Raw genomic sequence first — 25,752 nt, forward strand, 5'->3', positions numbered from 1 at the left:
TCCAGGGAGGGGAGAATGACGGCCCCGGAACAAGCCTACACGCCCGCGAGGCTTGTCATCGCGGCTCCCCATCGGCAAAGCGGCGCGCATGAAGCGCAAGACCGGCCAGGATCGTTCGATCACCCAGAATTGGCGTCCCGCGACGCGCGCCATCCGCGGCGGCACTGCCCGCAGCGAATATGGCGAGACGTCGGAGGCGTTGTTCCTCACCTCGGGCTATTGCTACGACAAGGCGGGCGACGCGGCGGCGCGCTTTGCCGGCGAGCAGGAGGGGATGACCTATTCCCGACTCCAGAACCCGACCGTGCAGATGCTGGAAGAACGTATCGCGTTGCTGGAAGGTGCCGAGGCGTGCCGGACGATGGCGACCGGCATGGCAGCAATGACGGCCTCGCTACTCTGCCAGCTCCAGACCGGCGATCACCTCGTCGGTGGTCGCGCGGCGTTCGGCTCGTGCCGCTGGCTCACGGATACGCTGCTGCCCAAGTTCGGCATCGCCACGACGATCGTCGATGCGCGCGATCCTCAGGCGTTTCTCGACGCGGTCCGCCCCGAGACGAAGGTGTTCTTCTTCGAAACGCCCGCCAACCCGACGATGGACATCGCCGACTTGAAGGCGATCTGCGACATCGCGCGCGAGCGCGGCATCACGACGGTGGTCGATAACGCCTTCGCGACGCCAGCCTTGCAGCGTCCGATGGAGTTCGGCGCGGACGTCACCGCCTACAGCGCGACCAAGATGATGGACGGGCAGGGCCGCGTGCTCGCCGGCGCCGTTTGTGGCACCGAGGATTTTATAACCAACACGCTGTTGCCGTTCACGCGCAATACCGGCCCGACGCTGTCGCCGTTCAATGCCTGGGTCGTGCTCAAGGGCCTCGAAACTCTTGACCTGCGCATCCACCGCCAGTCCGAGAACGCGATGAAGGTCGGTGAATTTCTCGAAGGCCGCGTCCCTCGCGTGCTGCATCCGTTCCTGCCGAGCCATCCGCAGCACGAACTGGCCAAGCGCCAGATGGACGCCTGCGGGCCGATCTTCGCGTTCGAAGTCGAGGGGCGCGAACAGGCGCACGCCTTGCTCGACGGACTCGAACTCGTCGATATCTCGAACAATATCGGCGACTCGCGCTCGCTGATGACGCACCCCGCCTCGACCACGCACGCCAGCGTATCGCCCGACAAGCAGATCGAGATGGGCGTGACCGAGGGGCTGTTGCGGATCAACGTCGGGCTCGAGGATGCGCAGGACGTGATCGACGACCTCGACCAGGCTTTGACGCAGGCCGGTCTATGAAAGCGCTGTTCCCCAACGCGGCGACGACCGATGGGGTGACGGTGCGCGTGTCGGTCAGCTATTTGCCTGAACAGTCCGAGCCAGAGCGGGGCCGCTGGTTCTGGGCCTATCACATCCGCCTCGAGAACGAGGGCACCGAGACCGTCCAGTTGCTCACCCGCCACTGGGTCATCACCGACGGCCGCGGCGCGCGCCATTCGGTCGAGGGCGAGGGCGTGGTCGGCGAACAGCCGGTGATCGAACCGGGCGCGAGCTTCGACTACGTCTCTGGCTGCCCCCTCGCGACACCGTCGGGTGCGATGCAGGGGAGCTACCAGATGGTCCGCGAAGACGGCGCCGTGTTCGCGGTCGAAATTCCCCGCTTCTCGCTCTTCGCACCCGCGGTGTTGAATTGAAGCGTACGCATCTCCCGCTCAACGGCCTGCGCGTGCTCGATGCGGCGGCCCGGCATCTGTCGTTCACGCGCGCTGCGGACGAACTCGCGGTAACGCCGGCGGCAGTGGGTCAGCAGATTCGCGCGCTGGAGGATACGCTTGGGGTCGTGCTGTTCCGCCGCACCACGCGTGGGCTGGAATTGACGCCGGAAGCCGAGGCCGGTCTCGGAGCGCTCCGTGGAGGCTTCCTCCAGTTCGAAGAGGCCGTGCGAGCGATGCAGGCCGGGCAGTCGTCGAAATCGCTGACGATCGCAGCACCGCGCGACCTGACCGAAAAGTGGCTGATGCCGCGGCTGGCGCAGATCGCCGAGGCGGATCCCGAACTCCGGTTCGTGCTGATCACCGCTGACGAGAATATTGATTTCACCGAAGCCAATCTCGACCTAGCGATCCGCTGGGGCGAGGGCCCGGGCGAGCATGAGGGCGAGGCACTCGAGTCCGAGGGCATGGTGACGATCGCCAAGCCAGGCACCGATACCGAGGCCGCGATCGCATGGTCAGGTGAGGACGGGGTCGCGCTGGTCCGCGTCACCGATGCCGGGCTTGCGATCGATGCGGCGGCGGCGGGGCTTGGCCGTGCGACCGTTCCCGAACTGCTCGCCCGCCGCGATCTTGCACAGGCTCGCGTCCGGCTGATCGGCGAGTCGCAGCCGTCGAAGGGGGGCTATTGGCTCGTCGCCCCGCTCCCGCAGTGGCGCCAGAAGAAAGTCCGCGCGCTCGTGGATGCCCTGACCGCGTGAGACTACCGGGACGTAGGCCACGTCGCGCTGGTGTGCTGCCGGTGCTCAGGACGCGACGGCTCCGGTTGCGGCCGCTCGTCGAGGGCGATGCGACCGCGCTGCACCCGATGCTCACAGATGCAGACTTGATGGCCTATTCCGCCGACGGCCCGCTCGGCAGCGTCGACGACGTCCGCACGTACCTTGCCGAGGAAGCCGCGCCGGGCAACCAGCGCACCTGGGCGATCACCCGCACCGGCGACGACCGCGCGATCGGTTGGGTCTCGGGCAGCGAGGCCGACGGGGCAGGCGTGACGGAGATCGGTTTCATCCTCGCGCGGGAGGCGTGGGGCCGAGGGATTGCGCGCGAGGCGGTGTCGGCGGTGATCGACCGGCTGTTCGCGGAAGGGCGGAGCCGCGTGTTCGCGGATGCGGACACCGAGAATACCGCATCGATCGTGTTGCTGGAACGCTTGGGTTTCCGCCGCGAACGCCTGCTCCGCGATGAATGGGAAACGCATCTCGGCTTGCGAGACAGCCTGATCTACGGGCTCTGCGCGGATAGCTGGCAGGCGGCCGGGCGGGCTTAGCCGGGGTGCTGACCGCCGCAATATACGCACCACCCCGGCGAAGGCCGGAGCCCAATTGGGAAGGTGGAAACAACGAAGCGCTACCCGCCGTCAGCAGCGCTTCCCAATTGGACCCCGGCCTTCGCCGGGGTGGTGGCCCTTGAGACGGGGCGGGGTAGCTAACCCTACCGCGCCGCCAGCAAAGCCAGCGCCCGGCCCATCAATCCTGCGAACCGCATCTCGTTCACCGCATCGTCCGCCCGATGCCAGTTCCCGGTCGCGGCATACCAGCGGCCATCGTTAGCCTGAACGACATAATTCAAGCTCAGCACCCCCGGCTCGCCGCCACCCTTGAACCCGACATACCCAAACCGCTTGGCGACCGCCGGATCGACCCCCGCATTCACCGCCATCACAGCACGTGTCGTATCGTCCGTCCGGCGCAACGCGTTCAGCACGACCGCCATCGCCGCGGGGCTGGCAAACCATTCGACACTGTCGATCGCCACCGGCTTGCCTGCGAACACGGTCGGGTCGAGCTTGGCGGTGGCGATCTTTACCGCATTGTCGACCAGCAGCGCGCGTCGCGCATCGACCGACCCGGCCGCCCACGCCTTCGTCAGCGCCGGATTCCCCTTCAGCGCGAACATCTCGCGCGTCGTCATCACCGGCACGCTGCCGCCCGCCGCCTCCGCCATCGCGTCGACCTTCTCCCGCCCGAGCGTCGTCAGCAGCGTATCCGTTGCAGTGTTGTCGCTGATCGAGACCATCATCGTCGCCAGCGTCTGCACCGTTACCGGCGACCCGGCAGGCCAGGTCTGCAACACGCCCGACGGCAGGGATGGCGCTCCGACCATCACGACGTCTGCCCAGTGCCGCTCGCCCGCCGCTACCTGCCGCGCCAACTCGGCCAGCACCCACAGCTTGAACGCCGACCCGAGCGGCGCCGCCACGTCGGCGCGGTATTCGAGGATCGGCGCGGGCCTGCCCTCGCCGAGTGCGTACAAGCCGAACCCGCTAGCGCCCGGGAGTGCGCGGAACTCGGCTTCGACCTTGGCCAGGCTATCGTCCCGCGCACCCGTGCCGGTGATCAGCAATCCGGTCGCGGCATGCGGAGCCTCAGCGTCTAGCACCAACCGAACGCTCGCCGTTCCGCGCGCATAGCCGACGACCAGGTCCGCGGACCATGCCGACGTCGCGGTCAGCGACTCGATCTTCTGCGGCGCGCCCAGCGTCGCCTTCAGCGACTCGGCGATCGTCGTGAACTGCGCCTTCGGTACCTTCTCGCGAAAGCTCGCGGCGAAGTACGCATCATACGCCCCGCGCCCATCGAGGATCGCGACCAGCGCATCCGCCTTCGCCCGCAACGCCGGGTCCGCCACAGCACCCTGCGCGACCGCGCCGACCGGCAGCAAGGCCACCGCCAGCGCCACAAGCCAGAGCGCCAGCCTGCGCATCAGTTCTTCAGCTTCCAACCGCTCTTCAGCAACCGGTAGCAGAGCGTCGCCAGCACCAGGTCGATCACCAGGATCACGATCCCGCCGATCATCACCGGCGAGTCGGCGATCCCGAGAAATCCGTATCGGAACCCCGAGATGATGTAGAAAAACGGGTTGGCATGGCTGAACGCACGGAACGCCGGCGCCAACTTGTCGACGGAGTAGAAGGTGCCTGACAGCAGCGACAGCGGTGCGATCACGAAGTTGGTGACCGCGGCGGCATGATCGAACTTGTCCGCCCAGATCGACGTCAGCACGCCCAGCAGCGCCAGGAACACCGCGCCCAGCAGCCCGAACCAGACGATCGCGAGCGGCGCATGCGGCGTGACGTGCACGCCCGGATACAGCGCCATCGCCGCCCAGACGACGATTCCGACGATGACCGCGCGCGTCACCGCGCCACCGACCAGTGCGCTGAGCAACTCGCCGGTCGACAAGGGCGGCTGGAGATAATCGACGATCGTGCCCTGCATCTTGCCGGCCAGCAGCGAGAAGCTCGCATTGGCGAACGCAGGACCCATCATGCCCTGCGCGATGATCAGCCCCGGCGCGATGAAATCGGCGAAATCGACGATCTGGCCGTCGACCGGCACCGGGCTTTTCGCGCCCGTCGCGATCGTGAACACGATCAGAAACAGGAGCGTCGTTATTGCCGGCGCCCACACCGTCTGAAGCTGCACCTTGAAGAACCGGCGCACCTCCTTGATATAGAGAGTTCGCAGTCCCTCCCAGTTCACGCTCTTGATGACGGGAACGCCGGGGGCGGAATGCACCGCCGACTGGATTTCACCGATTGGGGGCTGGCTGCTCATGGGAGTTGCGGGTAATCCCTGCCGCTGCCGCCCGCAACCCGGCTTGAAGATTGGCCGACTGACGTAGACTAAGGAACGAACATGTCCTGGACCGACGAGCGCATCGCGACGCTCAAGACGATGTGGGAGGCCGGGCAGACCGCCAGCCAGATCGCCGAAGCACTGGGTGGCGTCAGCCGCAACGCCGTCATCGGCAAGGCCCATCGTCTTGAACTACAGGCGCGTCCGTCGCCGGTGAAGCCGAACGATCCCGAAGCGAAGGCAGCGGCTGCGGCCGAGGCCTCTGCATCGGTTGCCGCGGCGGTGCCCGAGCCGGTTGCAGCGCCCGAGCCGGTCGAGGCGCCCAAGCCCGCACCGGCCGCCCCGCCGGTGGCCGCGGCAAAGCCCGCCGCGCCGGTCGAGCCTGAGCCCGTCGCCGAAGAGCCAGCGGACGAAGACGAGGACGAGGATGACGACGACGCTGCCCCGGCGGTTGCCGCGCCCGCCCGGGCACCGCAGCCGATCCTGCGTTCGGTCGGCCCCGGCGGCTTCCTTCGCCAGGCACCCGGCGAGCAGCAGCCCCCAAGCACGCCGGCACCGCCGCGTCGCCTCGTCCCGGCCAAGCCCTCGGCCGAGATGGCGAACAAGACGAGCCTGCTCGAACTAAACGACCGCATCTGCAAATGGCCGCTCGGCCATCCCGGTGAGCCCGACTTCCACTTCTGCGGCAAGGCGGTGAACCCGGGCTTCCCGTATTGTGTCGATCACTGCGGTCACGCGTACCAGGCTCAGTTGCCCCGCCGCGATCGCCGTCCGACACCACCGCTACCGTTCGGCGGTCCGCGGCCTCGGTGAGGCGCAGGGCGGCCGCTGCCGAGCTGGCAGCGGACTCGCCCAAGCCCGGCCGGCGCGGCAACGCCGTGTTCGACGACGCGGCTTAGCCGCGGTGCATTCCTTACAGCCCCGTCATCCTGACTTTCGTCAGGATAACGAGGTGGGTGGGACATCGATCGAGACATAGAAAAAGGCCGCGCCCTGGTGTGGGACGCGGCCTTTTCTACATCAGCTAGCCATGGGCAAAGCCCATGTCGTCGGTCGCGGCCTTGCCGCGCCGGCCGGGCTTGGGCGAGTCCGCTGCCAGATTGGCCGCGGCCGCCCTTGGCCTTAAAACCGGAACGCAGCCGTAGCGCGCAGGCTGTGCCAGCGGAAATAGTCGAAGTTGCGACGGAAGTCGGTGCCCGACGCGTTGCCGCGCGTGAACGGGCCGCCGGTGGGGCCACCCGATGCGCGAACGCGGTAATCGGTGTCCTTGTAGCGGTGGAACAGATATTCGAGGCCGATCGAGAAGTTCTTGCCGAGCTTCTGCTCGATGCCGCCGCCGCCGACGAGGCCCCACTGCTTGCTGTCGCCGTTGCTGGTAAACGTGTTCGCGGTGTTGCCGGTCGTGAAGCTGTTGTCGATGTTGGCATAGCCACCGCCTGCCGTGCCGTAGAACAGCGTGGTGTTCGCGGCATAGCCGGCGCGCACGCGGGCCGAGGCTTCCCACTTCAGGTCGCGCGTCATCGTGTAGAACGCAGGCGTCGTGCTGAACGCGGACACGCTGTCGGAGATCTCGCTCTTGCCGAATTCGCCGACCACACCGAACACGATGTTGCCACGCTGGATATCGGCGCCGACCCGGCCGTAATAGGCGATGCCGTCCTTGTCGTTGCGGCAACCTGGGCCGCCGCGGCTGGGCGCAACGTTGTTCGTCGCGCGACCGTTGCAGAAGCCCGGCGAGAACGCATCGGTGACGGTCGCAGTCGAGATGGTGTCGGTGAAGACGCCGTCCAGATTGCGATCGAACTCGATCGTCTCGCCGACGTCGTTGGGCTGCACGTCATAGCCGAACGAACCGCCGATATAGACGCCGCTGAACGGCGCATCCGCGGTGGTTTCCTGCGCGGCGGCGGGTGCCGCCAAGCCCAGGGCCGCACCGAACACCGCTGCACCAGCAAGCGCCGCCTTCATCGTCTCATTCATAGTTCACTCCCGGAAGGTTACATGACAACTTTGTTAGAAACGGCGGATGCGGGGAGAATTATCCTGTGTTGCCAACAATAACCGGCGCCGTGACCTTTTTGTAACAGGTTGGAACAAACAGAGACTGTGGCTTTGTCGCGGGCCAGCGTCTACGCTTCGACCATGGCTGAAGATCTGTTCGCGTCTAAGGGTGCGCCCTCGAATACGCATGGCGGCAAACCCGCCGTCAACACCTACGACGCGTCGTCGATCGAGGTGCTCGAAGGCCTCGAACCCGTGCGCCGCCGCCCCGGCATGTATGTCGGCGGTACCGACGAACGCGCGCTGCATCACCTCGCCGCCGAAGTGCTCGACAATGCGATGGACGAGGCGGTCGCGGGCCACGCAACGCGCATCGAAGTCACGCTGGAGGCAAACAACCGCCTGACGATCGTCGACAATGGCCGCGGCATCCCGGTCGATCCGCATCCGAAATTTCCCGACAAGTCCGCGCTGGAGGTGATCCTCTCGACGCTCCACTCGGGCGGCAAGTTCGCCGGTAAGGCCTACGCCACGAGCGGTGGCTTGCACGGCGTCGGCATCAGCGTCGTCAATGCGCTGTCGTCGGACACGGTCGTCGAGGTCGCGCGCGATCGGCAACTGTACCGCCAGCGCTTCGCCAAGGGCCAGACGCTTGGGCCGATCGAGCATCTCGGGGCCACGCCCAACCGCCGCGGCACAAGCGTCGCGTTCACGCCCGACACCGAGATCTTCGGCACCGAACTAAACTTCAAGCCGCAACGCCTCTACAAGCTCGTCCGCTCGAAGGCGTACCTGTTCGCGGGCGTCGAGATCCGCTGGCATTGCGCCCCCGACCTGATTGCGGACGATACCCCCGCGCAGGCCGTGTTCCAGTTCCCCGGCGGTCTCGCCGACCACCTCCGCGACCAGATCGCCGGCCGCGAATGCGCAACCTCCGACTTCTTCTCCGGCTCGCAGGATTTCCCTAGCGCGAACGGCGAAACGCAGGGCCGCGTCGAATGGGCGGTCGCGTGGCCGCTGTGGAGCGATGGCTCGTACAGCTGGTATTGCAATACCATCCCGACCCCCGACGGCGGCACGCACGAACAGGGCCTCCGCCAGGCGCTCGTCCGCGGGCTTCGCGCGTTCGGCGATCTCGTCGGCAACAAGAAGACCAAGGATATCAGCGCGGACGACGTCATGGTCGGCAGCGAACTGATGCTCTCGGTCTTCATCCGTGAGCCGCAGTTCCAGAGCCAGACCAAGGATCGCCTGACCAGCCCCGAAGCTGCCGGCCTCGTCGAGAAGGCGGTCCGCGATCATTTCGATCATTTCCTCAGCCACAATATGGAGCGCGGCAAGGCGCTGCTGAACTATGTGCTGGAGCGGATGGACGAACGCCTGCGCCGCAAGCAGGAACGCGACGTCAAGCGCAAGACCGCGACGTCCGCGCGCAAGCTGCGGCTGCCGGGCAAGCTCACCGACTGTTCCGCCAACTCGCCCGAGGGCACCGAGCTATTCATCGTCGAGGGCGATTCGGCCGGCGGCTCGGCCAAGCAGGCGCGCGACCGCAAGACGCAGGCGATCCTCCCGATCCGCGGCAAGATTCTCAACGTCGCGTCGGCCACCAGCGCCAAGATCTTCGCCAATCAGGAGATCGCCGACCTGACGCTCGCGCTCGGCTGCGGCACCCGGAAGGACTGCACGCCCGACACGCTGCGCTACGAACGCATCGTCATCATGACCGACGCAGACGTCGACGGCGCGCACATCGCGACGCTGCTGATGACGTTCTTCTTCCAGGAGATGCCGGAGTTGGTGCGCCGCGGGCACCTCTACCTCGCGCAACCGCCGCTCTACCGCCTGACCGTCGGTACCAAGAGCGTCTACGCGCGCGACGACGCGCACCGCGCCGAACTCGAACGTACCGTCTTCAAGGGCAAGAAGGTCGATGTCGGCCGCTTCAAGGGCCTCGGCGAGATGAACCCGAGCCAGCTCCGCGAAACCACGATGGACCCCGCCACCCGCGGCATGCTCCGCATCACGCTCCCGCAGGAATACGAGGAACGTGCGCAGGTGAAGGACCTCGTCGACCGCCTGATGGGCAACAACCCCGCCCACCGCTTCGCCTTCATCCAGGAAAATGCCGGCCGCATGGACGAGGAAGCGATCGACGCCTGAGACGCAAATCGTATTGACAATCTGTCGGGACTCTTTGTGCGAAGAGAGGCGATGCTTCGGCTCATCAGTTTTCGACGAGTGCATGAAAAGGAGATGTGGCGCTATGAACAACATACCGCCACCGGCCGATTACGATGAAAACCCCGAATGGACGGGCGAGGATTTCGCTCGTGCCCGGCCCGCATCCGAAGTCCTGCCTCCGGACGTCGCGGCGGTGCTGGTCCGCCGCCGCGGACCGCAGTCGGCACCGACCAAGAAGGTCGTGACGCTGCGGCTCGATCCCGACGTGCTCGACAAGTTCAGGGCGACCGGCCCGGGCTGGCAGTCGCGGATGAACGAGGCGCTGCGCCAGGCCAAGGTCTGACCTCCGCGGAGCCCCGCCAAGGTTGACGCACCTCCCCTCGCGTCCGTATTAGGCCTTGCGGGCGGCCATTGGGTCGCCCTTCTCGTTTCGGAAAGGAAGCGCTTGTGACCATCACCCCGCTCATGCCCGTCTACCCGCGGTGTGGCGTGCGTCCGGTCCGAGGCGAGGGCGCGTACCTCTTCGGTGAGGACGGCCAGCAATATCTCGATTTCGCCAGTGGTATCGCGGTCAACGCGCTCGGCCACGCGCACCCGCATCTGACCAAGGCGATCGCCGAGCAGGCGGCGACGCTGATGCATGTGTCGAACCTGTACGGCAGCCCACAGGGCGAGCATCTCGCGCAGCGCCTCGTCGACAACACGTTTGCCGACACGGTGTTCTTCACCAACTCGGGCGCAGAAGCGGTCGAGTGCGCGATCAAGACCGCGCGGCGCTATCATTTCGCCAACGGCAATCCGCAGCGGCATACGCTGATCACGTTCGACACCGCGTTCCACGGGCGTACGCTCGGAGCGATCTCGGCGACCAACCAGGCCAAGATGCGCGACGGGTTCGAGCCGCTGTTGCCGGGCTTCGCCTATGCCAAGTTCAACGATCTCGAAGGCGCGCTGGCGCTGATCGACGACAACACCGCGGGCTTCCTGGTCGAGCCGATCCAGGGCGAGGGCGGCATCCGCCAGGCGAGCCATGAGTTCCTCACCGGCCTGCGCAAGGCCTGCGACGAGCACGGGCTGTTGCTGGTGCTCGACGAGGTCCAGTGCGGCTATGGGCGCACCGGCAAGTTCTTCGCGCATGAGCTGTACGGCATCAGGCCGGACATCATGGCGGTCGCCAAGGGTATCGGCGGCGGCTTTCCGCTGGGCGCCTGCCTCGCGACCGAGGAAGCGGCCAAGGGCATGGTCGCTGGCACGCACGGCTCGACCTATGGCGGCAACCCGTTGGCGATGGCGGCGGGCGAGGCGATCCTCGACGTGATGCTGGAGGACGGGTTCTTTGAGAACGTCACCGCGATGGGCGACAGGTTGCGGCAGGGGCTCGAGCAGATGATCCCCAATCATGATCACCTGTTCGACAGCGTCCGCGGCACAGGATTGATGCTCGGGCTGAAGCTCAAGAGCGACAGTCGCGCGTTCGTCGCGTTTGCGCGCGATCATCACAATCTGCTGCTGGTGTCGGCGGGCGAGAACGTCGTCCGAATCCTGCCGCCGCTGGTGATCGACGAAAGCCACATCGCCGAATGCATCGACAAGCTGTCGACCGCCGCGCGCGTCTACGTGCCCGCGGCCGACGATTGAAACTGATCCTCCCCGGTACGGGGAGGGGGACCATGCGAAGCATGGTGGAGGGGGATCGCCCCGAAGTGTTGCGTTTGTGGAGAGTTTCAGGTCGAACATACCCCGTATGTTCGAGGATCACCCGGGGGTGATCCGACCTGAAACTCCCTCCACCATTCGCTATGCGAACGGTCCCCCTCCCCGTGCCGGGGAGGATATTATGACCCGACATTTCCTGAATCTCACCGACGCCGGCGCCGACGGCATCGCCGCGATGCTGGCCGACGCGCTCGATCGCAAGGCGGCACGCGCGGGCTTTCCCAAGGGTCGGGCCGATGCCGATGCGCCGCTCGCCGGCCACACCCTCGCGATGGTGTTCGAAAAGAGCTCCACCCGTACGCGTTTCTCGTTCGACATGGCGATCCGCCAGCTCGGCGGCACCTCTATCGTGTCCGACGGCGGCTCGATGCAGCTCGGGCGCGGTGAGTCGATCGCCGACACCGCGCGCATCCTGTCGGGCTATGTCGATGCGATCATGATCCGCACCGACGATCATGCCAAGATCGAGGAGATGGCGCATTACGCGAGCGTGCCGGTCATCAACGGCCTGACCGATGCCTCGCACCCGTGCCAGATCATGGCCGACCTGCTGACGATCATCGAGAGCGGCAAGTCGCTGCCCGGCCTCAAGGTCGCGTGGCTCGGCGATGGTAACAACGTGCTCGCCTCGATCGTCGAGGCGGCCGGGCTGATGCAGTTCGACGTCGTTGCGGCGTGTCCGCAGGGGTTCCAGCCTGAAGAGGAGGCCATCGTCCGGGCGTCGGGTCGAGCCCGCGTCGTGGCCGACCCTCGCGAGGCGGTCGAAGGTGCGGACATCGTCGTGACCGATACCTGGATCTCGATGGGCCAGACCGATTCCGAGCCGAAGCTGAAGGCGCTGACCCCGTACCAGGTCGACGCTGCGTTGATGACGCTCGCCAAGCCCGAGGCGAAGTTCCTGCATTGCCTGCCCGCGCACCGCGGCGAGGAAGTCACGCCCGAGGTGATCGATGGGCCTCAGTCGCTGATCTGGCAGGAGGCGGAGAACCGGCTCCATGCGCAGAAGTCGGTCCTGCGCTGGTGCTTCGGGCAGATCGGTTGATTGCTTGGGTCGGTTGAAGCCACGGGGCCAGCACCCCATTTTCGTCATTCCTGCGGAGGCGGGAACCCATAGACGCTAGCGGCTCGGCTTCCATTGCCGTTCGCCATTATGGATCCCCGCCTGCGCGAGGATGACGAAGGAACGATGGTGAACGACCCCATGACCGATCTCGACCGCGCGCTGGCCTTCGCGATTCCCGCGCGCAGTGCCCGCGGCCGCATCGTCCGGCTCGGCACCGCGCTCGACGAAGTGCTGGCCGCACACGCCTATCCGCCCGCGATCGAGAAGCTGCTGGCCGAGGCGCTGACGCTTGCCGCGCTGATCGGTTCGACGCTGAAGGACGCGAGCGGCCAGCTGACGATGCAGACTCGGACCGACAACGGCGTCGTCCAGCTGCTCGTCTGCGACTATCGCGGCGGCGAAGTGCGCGGCTATATCGAATATGATCCGGACAAGCTCGCCGAGGCCCCCGCCGAACCCACGCTCTTTGCCCTTTTCGGTGCGGGCTATCTCGCAATCACGTTCGACATGGCGAGCAGCAACGAACGCTATCAAGGCATCGTGCCCCTCGATGGCGACACGCTGTCGCAGGCCGCGCAGAGCTATTTCACACAGTCGGAACAGATTCCGACGATGATCCGCACCGGCATGGCGAAGGCCCCGGACGGTCGCTGCATCGCCGGCGGGCTGTTCCTCCAGCATCTGCCAGAGGGGGAGGACGGTCGCGAACGCCTGCATACCAAGCTCGATCACCCGGAATGGGAGCATGTCGCCGCGCTCGGCAACACAATGGGCGCGGACGAGTTGACCGAAGCGACATTGCCGCTGGAAACGCTGGTGTGGCGGCTGTTCAACGAAGAGGAGGATGTCCGCATCCTCGCCGACATTCCGATCATGCGCGGCTGCCGCTGCGATCCCGAGTATATAAAGGGCGTCATCTCGAAATTTCCGATCGAGGAACGTCGGTCGATGGCGGACGAGAGCGGCTTCATCATCGTCGACTGCGCGTTTTGCGCGACGAAATTTCCCGTCCCGGTGGAGGGCTAAGGTCCTCTTCCCGCTCCGCCTTCTTTTCGATCGGGTGAGATAACGAGGTAAGGAATTAACACCCTATTTACCCGCATTGAGTATAGGTCGGGGCGTGCTCTTTATTCAGCACGTTTTTTCTCCCTTGTGGCGCGATCCGCGCCAACCTCAGGGGCCGCCCTACCGGGCGGCCCCTTTCTTTTTGCCCGCCGCTGGCCTAGCGGACGTCGCATCATGACATCCCCTGCTCCCTTTGCGGTCGCGCTCGTCTCGGGCGGGCTCGACTCGATGATATCCGCCGCTCTCGCGCGTGAAGCCGGGCAGCGCGTGCTCGCGCTGTCGTTCGACTATAACCAGCGCCACCGGATCGAACTCGATGCGGCGCGCCGCGTCGCCACCGCCTTGGGTGCCGAACGCCACATCGTCCTGCCGATGGACCTGTCCGCGTTCGGGGGCTCTGCACTAACCGCCGACATCGACGTGCCGAAGGACGGTGCCGGTACCGAAGACGGCGGCGGCATCCCCGTCACTTATGTCCCCGCGCGCAACACCATCTTCCTGAGCCTCGCGCTTGGCTGGGCCGAGGCGGCGGGCGCGCGCGACATCTATATCGGTGTCAACGCGCTCGACTATTCGGGTTACCCCGATTGTCGTCCCGAATTCATCGCCGCGTTCGAAGGGCTTGCCGAACTGGCGACCAAGGCCGGCGTCGAAGGCGAACCGTTCCGCATTCAGGCCCCGCTCCAGCACATGACCAAGGCGGATATCGTCCGCGAAGGCACGCGACTGGGGCTCGACCTCGGGCTCAGTTGGTCCTGCTACGACCCGACGCCCGACGGCAAGCATTGTGGCGAATGCGACAGCTGCCGGCTTCGATCACGCGGCTTCGACGAGGCCGGGATCGCTGACCCTACCGTTTACGCCGTGAAGCCCGTCTGACGATGAGTTACGCGGTTAAGGAGATGTTCCTGACGCTGCAGGGCGAGGGCGTGAACGCCGGGCGTCGGGCGGTGTTCGTGCGGTTCGCGGGCTGTAACCTCTGGTCGGGCCGCGAGCAGGATCGCGCGACCGCCGTGTGCCGGTTCTGCGATACCGAATTCGTCGGCACGGACGGACTGGGCGGCGGCAAGTTCGCCGACGCGCAGGCGCTTGCGGCTGCGGTCGCCGGGTTCTGGGGCGACGGACTGCGCGACCGGTTCGTGGTGCTGACCGGGGGCGAGCCGATGCTCCAGATCGACGACGCGATCGTCGCGGCGCTGCATGCCGAGGGATTCCGCATCGCGATGGAGAGCAACGGGACGATTCTCGCGCATCCCGGTATCGACTGGGTCTGCATCAGCCCCAAGGCCGGCAGCATCGTCGTCCAGCGCTCGGGGCACGAACTGAAGCTGGTCTGGCCGCAGCCCGGCACGGATATCGACGATGTCGAGACATGGGACTTCGCGAACCTGCTGCTCCAGCCGCTCGACGATCCCCAGGCCGACGCGAACCGCGAGGCCTGCGTGGAGCTGGTGATGCAGCGCCCGCAATGGCGGCTGTCGCTCCAGACGCACAAGTTGCTGGGGTTGCGCTAAGGAGCGCGGGGCCGGCGGTTCGTATCCCGTCCTCTGGGCGAAAGTTCGGATATGCAGGTTTGGCGCGCATCGCCTTCTGACGTTGGACGAGGAAGGTGAGGGCGCCAGCCAGGGTTCGGCCGGTATTCCTTGCCTATATGTGCCCGTCATCCCCGCGGAAGCGGGGACCCAGATGCTCAAACGGTCGCGATCATGTCGCTAGCGTTTGCCAATATGGGTTCCCACCTGCGCGGGAATGACGGTAAAATGTTGTCGGATATAGGCGTCCGGTCTTACTGCCCCGCCATCCCGACGCCCGCTGGCGGCCAGTTCTGCGCGCCGCACTTCTTCTGGACCCACTCGCCCTTCTTGTTCCAGCAGATCGCATCAAGCCGCGGCATCGTCGCGCGGTCCCGACCGATATAGCGCGGAAAGCGCTGTTCGCCCCACGGGATCAGGCTGTTACGCAACTCACGCGAGCGCGCCAGCGCGACCTCGAAGAGGTGTCCGCGCGGCGCGAATACCGCGTCGCGGCCGATCGAGGCGGCGGTCTGGCAGAACCCGAATTGCGCGGCGACCGTGGCGAAGCTGGAATAGGTGCGCGTGCCGAACTGATCGAGCGCGGTCTGGCCGGCCTTGACCCCTCCGGCCTTGTTGACGCGCGCGAAGTATTTGGTGAGCGTGGTGAAGGAGGTCTTCAACTCGTCGCTATGATCGGCGATCATCGCGTTATAGTTGGGCACGGTCAGCAACGTCGGCTCGAACTGGCATTGCAGCGCCGCCACGTTGAGCGCAGCGCGCATGTGCCACACCAGCGCAGCGCGCACTTCGTCCTTCGTCGCGCCGGGCAACACCTGACCCAGGTCGGCCTCGTCGCCGATCACCGCCGCGCCGGAAAAATCGCGCGACTGCAAAAAGAACTGCGCCGACGCCGACTGGGCTACAGCCAGTCCACTCGCCGCCACGCATAGCGCGAGCGCGGTACGCAACACCTTCATTCCAACCTCCCCGGGATCTTCAAGTCATCGATTCTAAAGCGTTTCGCCGCCGCTCCCAAGTGAATTTAACTATAGAAGCAGTCCGCTATGGTCGTCGCGTGCGGATCTCGGCGGTTTTTCGTCGCAGGCGAAATGATTCCGTCGTTTTCGGCCTGTCGTGCGTCGATCCGATCCGGATTGCAGCGGAGCGGCTGTGGGGGCAGCGGCCGTTCCCGAAGCGCCAGCCGCCGCGAACATACACCATGAAACAAAAAGGGCCGCCCGGTTGCCCGGACGGCCCTTTCGCGACGCAGTATGCCCAGAGGGTCTACCGCGTCGCAGAAGTAATTTCCTTTCGGAAATTACATCGCGTTGTTGGTCATCATGGTGTCGTTCGACATCATCGTGTCGTTCGCCATCATGGTGTCGTTGGCCATCATGCCACCGTTCGACGCGCCGTCGACGGCGGTCATGTTGTCGGTCATGGTGTCCATGCCTTCAGTGGCGTTCATGTCGGTGACCATCGTGTTGTCGGTCGTCGTCTCGGTCTTCGGACCGCAAGCCGAAACGGCAAGTGCTGCGCTGGCGATCAGCGAACCGGTCAGGACCTTGGAAATGAGTGCACGCATGTGGAAGCTCCCTAGATAGAGGATTTGGCTGGCTGCTCGCCCTTAATACCCAAATCGTAGTGGACATTAATCCGATAACGCTTCGCCCTCAAGCCTCGTTTTCTCAAGGGCAAGAAACTGTTTCAAGGAAAGCATCGGTGGTTAACGCCAGAGCGGCGTCGAAAGTTGCAAGGTCGGCACGAATGCCGAGCGATTGCAGGCTGGTAACACCGTATTCGGGCAGGCCGCAGGGCACGATGCCGCCGAAGTGCGACAGGTCCGGGTCGACGTTCACCGAGAAGCCGTGGAGCGTCACCCAGCGCCTCACCCGCACGCCGATCGCGCCGATCTTGGCTTCGCGACCCCCATCAAGCGTCCAGATGCCGACCCGGCCATCGACCGCGAACGCCTCCACGCCGAGTTCGCCGAGCGCCGCGATGACCCAGGATTCGAGCGCATGGACGTAGCACCGCACGTCACGCCCGCGTTTCGTCAGGTCGAGCACGACATAGCCGATCCGCTGGCCCGGCCCGTGATAGGTGTATTTGCCGCCGCGCCCGGTCTTGATCACGGGAAAGCGCGAATCGATCAGGTCGCCCGGCTCGGCGCTGGTGCCCGCGGTGTAGACCGGCGGATGTTCGAGCATCCACAGCAGTTCGCGCGCCGCGCCGCTGGCGACCGCGGCCGCGCGGGCCTCCATCTCGGCCAGCGCATCGGCATAGGGGGTCAGGCCGGCGCTGGTCCGCCATTCGATATCGGAGGGGAGGGGGGTGGTCACCGATCCCAATTGCGCACCCATGCGCCAAGTTGCAACTCCGGCGCGCGCTGCCATGTGGTCAAGTGCAGGGGCTTGGGCTAGTCCGCGCAGGAACGGGAACGGGGGAGTTCGGCATGGTGAAGATGGGCACGGTCTGGGATCGCACGATCGAGGTACTCAACGGGCGGACCGGCATGATTGCGCCTGTCGCACTGATCGGCATGGTCGTGCCCAGTGTGATCCGCGACAGCTATGCCGCGTTCTCGACGCCGGGGACGATGAGCTTCGCGCTGATCGGCAGCGTTCTGGCGATCGGGACGCTGATCTCGATGCTGTGGTCGCAGCTTGCGATCGTCGCGATCGCGACCGATCCCGCCACCAACGCCGCGTCCGCCCGCCGCCAGGCCGGCGCACGGGTGCTGCCGGCGCTTGGCATCACGGTTTTGATCACGCTGGTCGCGGCACTTCTCGTGCTGCCGCCGGTCGTCGTGCTGATCCAGTCGGGGTTCGATTTCGCGGCCGCCGCCAGCGGCAGCGTGCAGATGACGGCGCCGAGCCCGGGTGTGGCCGGGTTCATCGGGCTGTACGGCCTGGCGTACCTGCTGATCGCGATCTGGATCAGCGCGCGGCTCGTGCTGCTCAATCCGGTCATCCTCAACGAACGCCGCGGGATCGGGGCGATGCGTCGCTCGGTGCAACTCACCAAGGGGCTGACGTGGCGGATCATCGGCGTGCTGATCCTGTTCGCGATCGTCATGCTGATATCGACCTGGGCCGCGCAGGCGGTGACCGGGATCATCTTCCGCCTCGCGCTCGGCGCCGACGGAATCGCCACGGCGACCTTCCTGTCGGGCATCGTCGCGACGATCGTCACCACCGTCTTCACCGCGTTGGCCGCGGTCTTTACCGCGCAGCTTTACGTCGCGGTCAGAGAGAAACTTCCCCAGGAATGAATCCCCGATGAAGCTCGATTTCGCGACCGTCCTCACCGATGCCTGGACGCTGTTCAAGCGCGACCGCGACCTGTTGCTGCGGATCGCCGCGCCGTTCCTGTTCCTGCCCGCGTTCGCGCTCGCCCTGGTCGTTCCCGATCCGCCGATGCCGGACGCTGCGGCCGGCAACAGCGAGGCGCAGGCGGTGGTCTGGGCCGACGCGGTGCAGACCTGGGCGGCGGCGCATGGCGGCTGGTACCTGCTCGCCTATGTCATGAGCTTCTTCGGCACGTCGCTGTTCTACGCGCTGTATCTCGACCGTGATCAGCTCGACCTGCGGCAGGCGTTGACCCGCTGCCTGCGCATCTTCCCGCGCTTCCTGCTGGCGATGGTGATCGTCTCGCTGCCGGCTGGGGCAGGGCTGCTGCTGTACGCGATCCCCGGCCTCTACATCCTCGGCCGGACGATGCTGACCGGGCCTGCACTGTTCGCCGAAGCCCCACTCGGTGCGCTCGGTGCCATCCGCCGCAGCTTCACGCTCAGCCGCGGCTCGGGGCTGCCGCTGATGGGGCTGGCGGCGTTCAGCTACATCAGCGGCTGGCTAGTCGGTGCGCCGTTCATGATGGCCGATCGTGCGCTTCGCGAGGCGGGCGAGGCCAACCCGGTCGCGCTCGTGATCGTCGATGCGGGTGCTGCGGTGGCCGCAATGGCGGCGGGTATCGCGATGGCCCTGATCGCGATCTCGGCCTACCGCCGGCTGGCGCGGTAAGGCCACCCCCGTCATGCCGGGCTCGTTCCGGCATCCACCGATCCGCACCCCCGATAGAGTTTAGTTTGCGGCACGGTGGACCCCGGAACACGTCCGGGGTGACGAAGTAGGTGGCCTACCCCCGTTTAGCCAGATACGGAATCTGCGGCGCCGTCTCGGCCGGCAACACCCCCGTCGCCCGAGGATCGGGAAACGTCTCGATCGTCCGCTTCACCGCCACGAACCCCTGCGCGCGGTAGAAGCCCAGCGCACTTGGATGGTCGAGCGTGCAGGTGTGCAACCACACCCGCTCGACCCCCTTGGCCCAGGCCCGCGCGCAAGCCTCCGCCATCAGCCAGCGGCCATGGCCTTGCCCGGCAAGCTCCGGGATCAGCCCGAAATACGAGATTTCGCACGCGGCGTTCTCGCGGAAGTCGAGTTCGAGCATCCCGACTTCGATCCCCGCCGGGTCGAGCACCGCATACACCGCGATCCCCGCATCATGCACGATCGCCGCCAGCCCGTCGTCCGTCATCACCAGCCGCGAGAACCAGAGCCACGGGCCCCCCACTCGCCGGAACAACGCGCGGTATTTGTCCAGCGCCGGCCGCTCCCACCGCACCAGCCGCAACCGCGATCCTGGGCTCGGCCGCAGCGGTGGCCGCGTCCGCATCTCCAGCGTCGTGACGATCGTCGCGAGCGTGTCGTCGGCAACCGGGATCAGCGCCATCTCACGACCACGTCGCGCGCGGTGGCAGGCTCATCAGGATCGCGTCGATATTGCCGCCGGTCTTCAGCCCGAACAACGTGCCCCGGTCGTAGACGAGGTTGAACTCGGCATAGCGCCCACGCCACTCGAGCATCTGCGCCTCGTCGGCGGCGTCGAACGGCGTATCCATCCGCCGCCGCACGATCCGCGGATACGCATCGAGGAACGCCTCGCCGACGTCGCGCGTGAAGGCGAAATTCGTTTCGAAATCACCGTCCAGATGATCGAAGAAGATGCCCCCTGCGCCGCGGCTGACCTTCCGGTGCGGAATGTAGAAATAGGTTTCCGCCCATTCCCTGAACCGCGCGTAGTAGGCCGGGTCATGCGCGTCGCACGCCGCCTTCATCGTCGCGTGGAAATCCGCGGTGTCTTCCTCGATCGGCAGCGGCGGGTTGAGATCGCCACCGCCGCCGAACCAGCGCTTGGTGGTGTTGAGGAAGCGGCAGTTCATGTGGACAGCCGGCACGTGCGGGTTGGTCATGTGCGCGACCAGGCTGATCCCGGTCGCGAAGAACCGCGGGTCTTCGCCCGCGCCGTGAATCGACTTGGCGAAGTCGCCCTCGAACGTCCCGCCGACGGTCGAGACGTTGACGCCGACCTTCTCGAACACCCGGCCCTTCATCACCCCGCGCACGCCGCCGCCGCCGGGCTCGCCCGAGGGATCGATCCGGTCCCACGGGGTGTATTCGAAGCTCGCATCGGAGCCCGCCTCGTGCTCGATCGCCTCGAACTCGGCGCAGATACGATCGCGCAGGGATTCGAACCAGTGGCGGGCGGCGGCTTGCTGGGTGTCGAGGTCGGTCATGGAGGGGGCCTACCAAATCCGTGGCGAGGCGGGGAGGGGGCAGGTCGATCTGTAACCGCTACTGTCCGCGAATTTACGTCATCCTGACGAAAGTCAGGATCCAGGGTAACAGACGCCGCCTTTCGTGGCTCTGGATCCTGACTTTCGTCAGGATGACGGGGGGCAGGGCCGCCCCGCACTAACAGACGTCAGGCGGGCCACCCGTCCGTCTGCCGCAACGCCTCGGCCGCAACGATCCCCGTCGCCACCGAGATATTCATCGACCGCAACCCAGGCCGCATCGGGATCAGCACGCGCACGTCGGCGCGAGCATGCACCGCCTCAGGCACCCCGGCCCCCTCGCTCCCCATCAGCAACACGTCGTCCTCGCGAAACTCCGCCACATCCAGCCGTACCGCGCCCTTCGTCGTCAGCAGCACGATCCGCCCGCGCACCTGTGCGAGGAACGCGCCCCAGTCGACATGCCGCACCACGTCGACCACGCCGACATAGTCCATCCCCGAGCGCGCGACCGCCTTGTCGCTCCAGGTGAATCCCATCGGTTCGATCAGATCGACGCCGATTCCCATGCACGCGGCGGTGCGCAGGATGGCGCCGACATTTCCGGCGATATCGGGCTGGTAGAGGGCAATACGCATACCCGATCCTCTAGCGCAGCAAGGCCCCGGGGGTAACCCAAAGCAAAATGCAGTTGGCAAACCCGCGCCCCGCCGTCTATCAAAGCGCAGCCTCCGTGGGGACGGTCGGGCAGGGTGGACGTAGGGTTCGTCGAAACCGGAAGCCCCGCCAGGCCACGATAAAAATAACGTGCAAGGGCGAGATGAATGGCGACAGTCGACGACATGGTTCCCCCCGGCGAATCGCCAGAGCCGTTTCACGAGGACTCGCACGATCCTCGCCGCCGTGATTTCATCAACATCGCCGCCGTATCCTTCGCCGGCGTCGGCGCGGTCGCGATCGTCCTGCCGCTCATCAACCAGATGAACCCGAGCGCAGACGTGCTCGCACAGTCGACCACCGAGATCGATCTGTCGAAGATCCTCCCCGGCCAGGCGATCAAGACCAGCTTCCGCAAGCAGCCGTTGTTCGTACGCAACCTGACGCCGAAGGAAATCTCGGAAGCCGACGCGGTCGATATCTCGACCTTGCGCGATCCGCAGACGCTCGAGGAGCGCACCAAGGCGGGCAAGAAGAACTGGCTGATCACGCTGGGCGTCTGCACGCATCTCGGCTGCGTCCCGCTCGGCGCGGGCGAGGGCGAGAACAAGGGGCCGTTCGGCGGCTATTTCTGCCCGTGCCACGGTTCGGCCTACGACACCGCCGCGCGCATTCGCAAAGGCCCCGCACCGACCAACCTGCACGTGCCGGACTACGCCTTCAACTCCGACACCGTCGTCACGGTAGGCTGAGGAAAACACCATGAGCTTTCCCTGGGCCAAGCAATACGAACCGAAGCTGCCGCTGACGCGGTGGCTGGATGAGCGGCTTCCCGTTCCCCGGCTCGTCTATAATTCACTCGGCGGCGGCTATCCCGTCCCGCGCAACCTCAATTACTTCTGGAACTTCGGCGTACTCGCCGGCGCCGCATTGGCGATCCAGATCATCACCGGCATCGTGCTGGCGATGCACTACGCCGCCAACGGCGCGGTCGCGTTCGACTCGGTCGAAAGCATCATGCGCGACGTCAACGCGGGCTGGTTCCTGCGCTACGCCCACGCGAACGGCGCCTCGATGTTCTTCATCGTCGTCTACACGCACATCTTCCGCGGGCTCTATTACGGCTCGTACAAGGCACCGCGCGAGATGGTGTGGCTGCTCGGCGTCGTCATCTTCCTGTTGATGATGGCGACCGCGTTCATGGGCTACGTGCTTCCGTGGGGCCAGATGAGCTTCTGGGGCGCGCAGGTCATCACCGGGTTCTTCTCGGCGATCCCGCTGATCGGCGACACCATCCGCATCTGGCTGCTTGGCGGATTCGCGCCGGACAACGCCGCGCTCAACCGCTTCTTCTCGTTGCATTACCTGCTGCCGTTCGTGATCGCGGGCGTTATCATCCTGCACATCTGGGCGCTGCACATCCCCGGCTCGAACAACCCGACCGGCGTCGACGTGAAGGGCGAGCAGGACACCGTCCCGTTCCACCCCTATTACACGGCGAAGGACGGCTTCGGGCTCGGCATCTTCCTGCTTGTGTTCGCTTCGCTGCTGTTTTTCTTCCCGAACTATCTCGGCCACCCGGACAACTACATCCCGGCGAACCCGCTTTCGACGCCCGCGCACATCGTGCCGGAATGGTATTTCTGGCCGTTCTACGCGATCCTGCGCGCCTTCACCGCGGACTTCATCCTGCCGGCCAAGCTCTGGGGCGTGCTGGCGATGTTCGGCTCGATCCTGCTGCTGTTCTTCCTGCCCTGGCTGGACAGCTCGCCGGTCCGTTCGATGAACTACCGGCCCAAGGCGCGGATCGCGTTCTGGGTGCTGGTCGCGGACATTCTGGTGCTCGGCTATTGCGGTGGCGCCCCCGCCAACGCGTTCTACGTGATCCTCAGCCAGATCTGTGCGGCGTATTACTTCGCGCATTTCCTGATCATCCTGCCGATCATCTCGCGCTCCGAACGGCCGCGGCCGCTGCCCAACTCGATCACCGAGGCCGTGCTGGCCAATCACGGTGGCACCAGCCCGGCCAAGACCGCGCTCGCGACGTCCACGACGTCGCCTGCACCGCACGTCGCGCACTGATACGAACTAGAGGACACACACATGGTTCGTCTCATCGCATCCTTCGTCGGCGCGGCCTTCGTGCTGGTGCTCGGCATCGCGCTCTTCGGCAGCGTCTACGGGGTCATCACCGACCCCGTCGCGCCGACCGCCGAGAGCGTCGCGCACAAGCATCCCAAGGAACTCGAGCTCGCCTCCAATGGCGTGTTCGGCAAGTTCGATCGTCGCCAGTTGCAGCGCGGGTTCCAGGTCTACAAGGAAGTCTGCGCCGCCTGCCATTCGCTGCGGCTCGTGTCGTTCCGCGACCTGCAGAAGATCGGCTATTCGGAGCCCGAGGTTAAGGCGATCGCCAGCCAGTGGGTGATCGAGCAGCCCTCGATCAATCCTGAAACCGGCGAGCCGGCGACGCGCAAGAACATCCCGTCGGATCGTTTCCCGTCGCCGTTCGCCAACGAGATCGCCGCCCGCGCCGCGAACAACAATGCGCTGCCGCCCGATCTCTCGCTGATCACCAAGGCGCGCGAGGAGGGTACCGCGTATGTCCACTCGCTGCTGACCGGCTATACGAAGCAGCCGGCGGCGCTGCTGAAGGAGTTCCCGGATATCAAGACGCCGGCGGGGCTGCACTACAACCCGTATTTCGCGAACCTCAACATCGCGATGCCGCCGCCGCTGACCTCCAACGGTCAGGTGACCTATGCCGACGGCACCAAGCCGACGATCGACCAGATGTCGACCGACGTCTCCGCGTTCCTGACCTGGACCGCCGAGCCTAACCTCGAGGCACGCCATGCCGCCGGGTTCGCGTCGATCATCTTCATCCTGATCTTCTGCGGCCTCGCCTGGGGCGCGTATCAGAACGTCTGGCGCGACGTTAAGCATTGATGACGGCCGCGCTCCCGCGGTAAGGGCGCACGGATACAGGGGGCGGCGGACGGGCGATGAGCCTGATCCGCCGCTTTCGTTTCAGCCGGGGCGCCAAGTATCGCGTACCGGCGTATCCGCTGCCCCCGGTGTGGGGAGAAGGGACCTTCCATGCTCGATACCGATGCGCGCAATGCCGATCTCAAGGCGCTGATCCGCACCATCCCGGACTTCCCCAAGCCCGGCATCCAGTTCCGCGACATCACCACGCTGCTGCTCGACCCGGAGGGCTGGGCGGCTGTGATCGAGCGGATGGTCGCGGCGGTCTCCGGCCCGGTCGATCTCGTCGCCGGTATCGAAGCCCGCGGCTTCCTGTTCGCCGCCGCCCTCGCTGCGCCGCTCAAGGCCGGCGTGCTGCTGATCCGCAAGGACGGCAAGCTCCCCGGCGCGACCATCGCGGAGGATTACGCGCTCGAATACGGCACCGACCGCATCGCGATCCACGCCGACGCCTTCGCACCCGGCGCGCGCGTCCTGCTGGTCGACGACCTGATCGCCACCGGCGGCACCGCCCGCGCCGCCGTCCGCCTGCTTCACAAGGCCGGCGCGATCGTCACGCAGGCGCAGTTCCTCGTCGACCTCCCCGATCTCGGCGGCGCGGATGCGCTGCGCACCGACGGCATCGAAGCGACGGCCCTGATCCACTTCCCCGGCCACTGACCACGCGCTTACGCGAGAGCCCACCAGTTGTTCCCCCGCGGACGCGGGGGCCCAGCTAAATACCGTAGTGCACCGCTACCCTGGCCGCCGCGTTCGCGAGAAAACAACGAAGCAGCCCCCAACCGCATCCGCAGTTCCCGTTTCCCACTTCCGGTACTGAATCCCGTCAGACCCCATTCATGGAACTTGCGACATAGCGTCTCCGTTGTGCGACGAATGGCGGCGCGTAGTGTCCGCCCTCCGCGTACGGGAGATTTTCCATGTTTATGAAACGCTTCGGCATTATCGGCCTAGCCTTGGGCCTTGGATTGGGTGTCGCCGGCTGCACGGACGGTTACGGCTATGGCGGCGCTGGCGTCGGTTATGCCAGCGACCCCTATTACGGCGGCGGGTATGGCAACGGCTATTACGGCGCAGGCTATGACGGGTTTGGGGGCTATGGCGGCCTCGGAGGCTTCGGTGGCCTGAATTCCTATTACGGCTGGAACGGCGACTATTATTATCCCGGCTCGGGCGTCTTCGTCTACGATCGCTACCGTCGACCGCACCGCTGGAACGGCAACCAGCAGCGTTATTGGCAGGGGCGCCAGCAGTATCGCGGCAACGGGTATAACGGGCGTGGCAACTGGGGCGGTTTCGGCAACCGCGGCAATGGCGGCCGAGACGGCGGCTGGCGCGGCAACCGTCCGGGTTATCAGGGCAACCCCGGCACGCCCGGTCAGGGCCAGTTCGGCAACCGCGGTCCCGGCCGCGGCGACTATCGCGGCCGTGGTCCCGGCCGTGGCCAGTTCGGTCAACCCGGCCAGCCCACGCAGCCAGGCCAAGCCGCCAACCCGCAGCAGCCCCAAGCGCAGGGTGGCTTCCGCGGCAATCGCGGCGACGGTGCGTTCCGAGGCAATCGCGGCGGCGGCGGCCAGCGCTTCGGCGGTGGACGGCAGGGCGGTGGCAACCGTGGTGGCGGGCGTCCGTCGCGGTAACTAGAGCTGA

General features: G+C 66.0%; 28 protein-coding genes. 19 read left to right on the forward strand and 9 right to left on the reverse strand.

Features of this window, described 5'->3' with window-relative positions:
• Positions 1-88 precede the first annotated feature (88 nt).
• The 4 genes from U1707_RS05415 to U1707_RS05430 all read left to right on the forward strand — a co-directional run bounded on the left by U1707_RS05415 (position 89) and on the right by U1707_RS05430 (position 3,037).
• Positions 89-1,294, forward strand: a complete 1,206-nt coding sequence (locus U1707_RS05415; protein WP_332799090.1) for a trans-sulfuration enzyme family protein — start codon at positions 89-91, stop codon at positions 1,292-1,294.
• On the forward strand, positions 1,291-1,689 hold the full coding sequence (gene apaG / locus U1707_RS05420; RefSeq protein ID WP_056488567.1) for a Co2+/Mg2+ efflux facilitator ApaG/CorD: 399 nt from the start codon (positions 1,291-1,293) through the stop codon (positions 1,687-1,689). The genes U1707_RS05415 and apaG overlap by 4 nt, the downstream gene beginning before the upstream one ends.
• Positions 1,686-2,468 (forward strand): LysR family transcriptional regulator, encoded by a 783-nt coding sequence (locus U1707_RS05425; RefSeq protein ID WP_332799091.1) that lies wholly within the window; start codon positions 1,686-1,688, stop codon positions 2,466-2,468. Before apaG ends, U1707_RS05425 begins: the two co-directional genes overlap by 4 nt.
• Before the next feature lie 65 nt (positions 2,469-2,533).
• Complete coding sequence (locus U1707_RS05430) at positions 2,534-3,037, forward strand: GNAT family N-acetyltransferase (protein WP_332799092.1); 504 nt, start codon at positions 2,534-2,536, stop codon at positions 3,035-3,037.
• A gap of 164 nt (positions 3,038-3,201) precedes the next feature.
• Here U1707_RS05430 and U1707_RS05435 read toward each other — a convergent pair whose 3' ends face one another.
• Together U1707_RS05435 and U1707_RS05440 are read right to left on the reverse strand one after the other, a co-directional pair.
• Positions 3,202-4,473: a serine hydrolase gene (locus U1707_RS05435; protein WP_332799093.1), complete on the reverse strand. Its 1,272-nt coding sequence runs from the start codon at positions 4,471-4,473 to the stop codon at positions 3,202-3,204.
• On the reverse strand, positions 4,473-5,327 hold the full coding sequence (locus tag U1707_RS05440; RefSeq protein WP_332799094.1) for an ABC transporter permease: 855 nt from the start codon (positions 5,325-5,327) through the stop codon (positions 4,473-4,475). Before U1707_RS05440 ends, U1707_RS05435 begins: the two co-directional genes overlap by 1 nt.
• 81 nt (positions 5,328-5,408) lie before the next feature.
• Here U1707_RS05440 and U1707_RS05445 point away from each other — a divergent pair, with 81 nt between their 5' ends.
• On the forward strand, positions 5,409-6,161 hold the full coding sequence (locus U1707_RS05445) for a GcrA family cell cycle regulator (RefSeq protein WP_332799095.1): 753 nt from the start codon (positions 5,409-5,411) through the stop codon (positions 6,159-6,161).
• A gap of 309 nt (positions 6,162-6,470) precedes the next feature.
• Here U1707_RS05445 and U1707_RS05450 read toward each other — a convergent pair whose 3' ends face one another.
• A complete protein-coding gene (locus tag U1707_RS05450) occupies positions 6,471-7,328 on the reverse strand; it encodes an outer membrane protein (protein WP_332799096.1) in 858 nt (285 codons plus the stop codon).
• 162 nt (positions 7,329-7,490) lie between these two features.
• On the opposite strand from U1707_RS05450, the gene parE reads away from it, so the two are divergent.
• From parE to queE, 7 genes are all read left to right on the forward strand, one after another.
• The gene (gene parE, locus U1707_RS05455; protein WP_332799097.1) at positions 7,491-9,509 is read left to right on the forward strand and encodes a DNA topoisomerase IV subunit B; all 2,019 of its coding nucleotides are present in this window, start codon (positions 7,491-7,493) and stop codon (positions 9,507-9,509) included.
• 103 nt (positions 9,510-9,612) lie between these two features.
• Positions 9,613-9,873, forward strand: coding sequence for a BrnA antitoxin family protein (locus tag U1707_RS05460; RefSeq protein WP_332799098.1), 261 nt, complete (start codon positions 9,613-9,615; stop codon positions 9,871-9,873).
• A 104-nt stretch (positions 9,874-9,977) separates the two neighbouring features.
• Positions 9,978-11,168 carry an aspartate aminotransferase family protein gene (locus U1707_RS05465; protein WP_332799099.1) on the forward strand — a complete coding sequence of 397 codons (1,191 nt, stop codon included), beginning with the start codon at positions 9,978-9,980 and terminating at the stop codon, positions 11,166-11,168.
• 199 nt (positions 11,169-11,367) lie between these two features.
• The gene (gene argF / locus U1707_RS05470) at positions 11,368-12,288 is read left to right on the forward strand and encodes an ornithine carbamoyltransferase (RefSeq protein ID WP_332799100.1); all 921 of its coding nucleotides are present in this window, start codon (positions 11,368-11,370) and stop codon (positions 12,286-12,288) included.
• A 144-nt stretch (positions 12,289-12,432) separates the two neighbouring features.
• On the forward strand, positions 12,433-13,335 hold the full coding sequence (hslO, locus tag U1707_RS05475) for an Hsp33 family molecular chaperone HslO (protein ID WP_332799101.1): 903 nt from the start codon (positions 12,433-12,435) through the stop codon (positions 13,333-13,335).
• 213 nt (positions 13,336-13,548) lie between these two features.
• Positions 13,549-14,253, forward strand: coding sequence for a 7-cyano-7-deazaguanine synthase QueC (queC, locus tag U1707_RS05480; protein WP_332799102.1), 705 nt, complete (start codon positions 13,549-13,551; stop codon positions 14,251-14,253).
• Between the two features lie 2 nt (positions 14,254-14,255).
• Positions 14,256-14,888: a 7-carboxy-7-deazaguanine synthase gene (queE, locus tag U1707_RS05485; protein ID WP_332799103.1), complete on the forward strand. Its 633-nt coding sequence runs from the start codon at positions 14,256-14,258 to the stop codon at positions 14,886-14,888.
• 272 nt (positions 14,889-15,160) lie between these two features.
• On the opposite strand, the gene U1707_RS05490 is transcribed toward queE, so the two are convergent.
• The 3 genes from U1707_RS05490 to lipB form a co-directional block, all read right to left on the reverse strand.
• Positions 15,161-15,865 (reverse strand): hypothetical protein, encoded by a 705-nt coding sequence (locus tag U1707_RS05490; protein ID WP_332799104.1) that lies wholly within the window; start codon positions 15,863-15,865, stop codon positions 15,161-15,163.
• Positions 15,866-16,206: 341 nt separating this feature from the next.
• Positions 16,207-16,473 (reverse strand): hypothetical protein, encoded by a 267-nt coding sequence (locus tag U1707_RS05495; protein WP_055881015.1) that lies wholly within the window; start codon positions 16,471-16,473, stop codon positions 16,207-16,209.
• Positions 16,474-16,576: 103 nt separating this feature from the next.
• The gene (gene lipB / locus U1707_RS05500) at positions 16,577-17,251 is read right to left on the reverse strand and encodes a lipoyl(octanoyl) transferase LipB (protein WP_332799105.1); all 675 of its coding nucleotides are present in this window, start codon (positions 17,249-17,251) and stop codon (positions 16,577-16,579) included.
• Positions 17,252-17,343: 92 nt separating this feature from the next.
• Here lipB and U1707_RS05505 point away from each other — a divergent pair, with 92 nt between their 5' ends.
• Positions 17,344-18,162 (forward strand): glycerophosphoryl diester phosphodiesterase membrane domain-containing protein, encoded by an 819-nt coding sequence (locus U1707_RS05505; protein ID WP_332799106.1) that lies wholly within the window; start codon positions 17,344-17,346, stop codon positions 18,160-18,162.
• 7 nt (positions 18,163-18,169) lie between these two features.
• Positions 18,170-18,910, forward strand: coding sequence for a hypothetical protein (locus tag U1707_RS05510; RefSeq protein ID WP_332799107.1), 741 nt, complete (start codon positions 18,170-18,172; stop codon positions 18,908-18,910).
• Positions 18,911-19,025: 115 nt separating this feature from the next.
• Here the strand turns inward: U1707_RS05510 and U1707_RS05515 are convergent, their stop codons facing one another.
• The 3 genes from U1707_RS05515 to U1707_RS05525 all read right to left on the reverse strand — a co-directional run bounded on the left by U1707_RS05515 (position 19,026) and on the right by U1707_RS05525 (position 21,101).
• Positions 19,026-19,619 carry a GNAT family N-acetyltransferase gene (locus U1707_RS05515; RefSeq protein ID WP_332799108.1) on the reverse strand — a complete coding sequence of 198 codons (594 nt, stop codon included), beginning with the start codon at positions 19,617-19,619 and terminating at the stop codon, positions 19,026-19,028.
• Position 19,620: 1 nt separating this feature from the next.
• Positions 19,621-20,463: an oxygen-dependent coproporphyrinogen oxidase gene (gene hemF, locus U1707_RS05520; protein WP_332799109.1), complete on the reverse strand. Its 843-nt coding sequence runs from the start codon at positions 20,461-20,463 to the stop codon at positions 19,621-19,623.
• A 188-nt stretch (positions 20,464-20,651) separates the two neighbouring features.
• Positions 20,652-21,101, reverse strand: a complete 450-nt coding sequence (locus U1707_RS05525; RefSeq protein ID WP_332799110.1) for a tRNA (cytidine(34)-2'-O)-methyltransferase — start codon at positions 21,099-21,101, stop codon at positions 20,652-20,654.
• Positions 21,102-21,305: 204 nt separating this feature from the next.
• Between U1707_RS05525 and petA the strand changes: the two genes are divergently transcribed.
• The 5 genes from petA (at position 21,306) to U1707_RS05550 (ending at position 25,742) form a co-directional block, all read left to right on the forward strand.
• Positions 21,306-21,872, forward strand: coding sequence for a ubiquinol-cytochrome c reductase iron-sulfur subunit (gene petA / locus U1707_RS05530; RefSeq protein WP_332799771.1), 567 nt, complete (start codon positions 21,306-21,308; stop codon positions 21,870-21,872).
• Between the two features lie 10 nt (positions 21,873-21,882).
• Positions 21,883-23,202: a cytochrome b gene (locus U1707_RS05535; RefSeq protein ID WP_332799111.1), complete on the forward strand. Its 1,320-nt coding sequence runs from the start codon at positions 21,883-21,885 to the stop codon at positions 23,200-23,202.
• A 21-nt stretch (positions 23,203-23,223) separates the two neighbouring features.
• On the forward strand, positions 23,224-24,066 hold the full coding sequence (locus U1707_RS05540; RefSeq protein WP_332799112.1) for a cytochrome c1: 843 nt from the start codon (positions 23,224-23,226) through the stop codon (positions 24,064-24,066).
• 150 nt (positions 24,067-24,216) lie between these two features.
• Entirely contained in the window at positions 24,217-24,765 is a 549-nt protein-coding gene (locus U1707_RS05545) for an adenine phosphoribosyltransferase (RefSeq protein WP_332799113.1), read from the forward strand.
• Positions 24,766-25,025: 260 nt separating this feature from the next.
• Positions 25,026-25,742, forward strand: a complete 717-nt coding sequence (locus tag U1707_RS05550) for a hypothetical protein (protein ID WP_332799114.1) — start codon at positions 25,026-25,028, stop codon at positions 25,740-25,742.
• Positions 25,743-25,752: the final 10 nt, after the last annotated feature.

The sequence above is a fragment of the Sphingomonas sandaracina genome (assembly GCF_036663695.1).
GTDB lineage: Bacteria > Pseudomonadota > Alphaproteobacteria > Sphingomonadales > Sphingomonadaceae > Sphingomonas.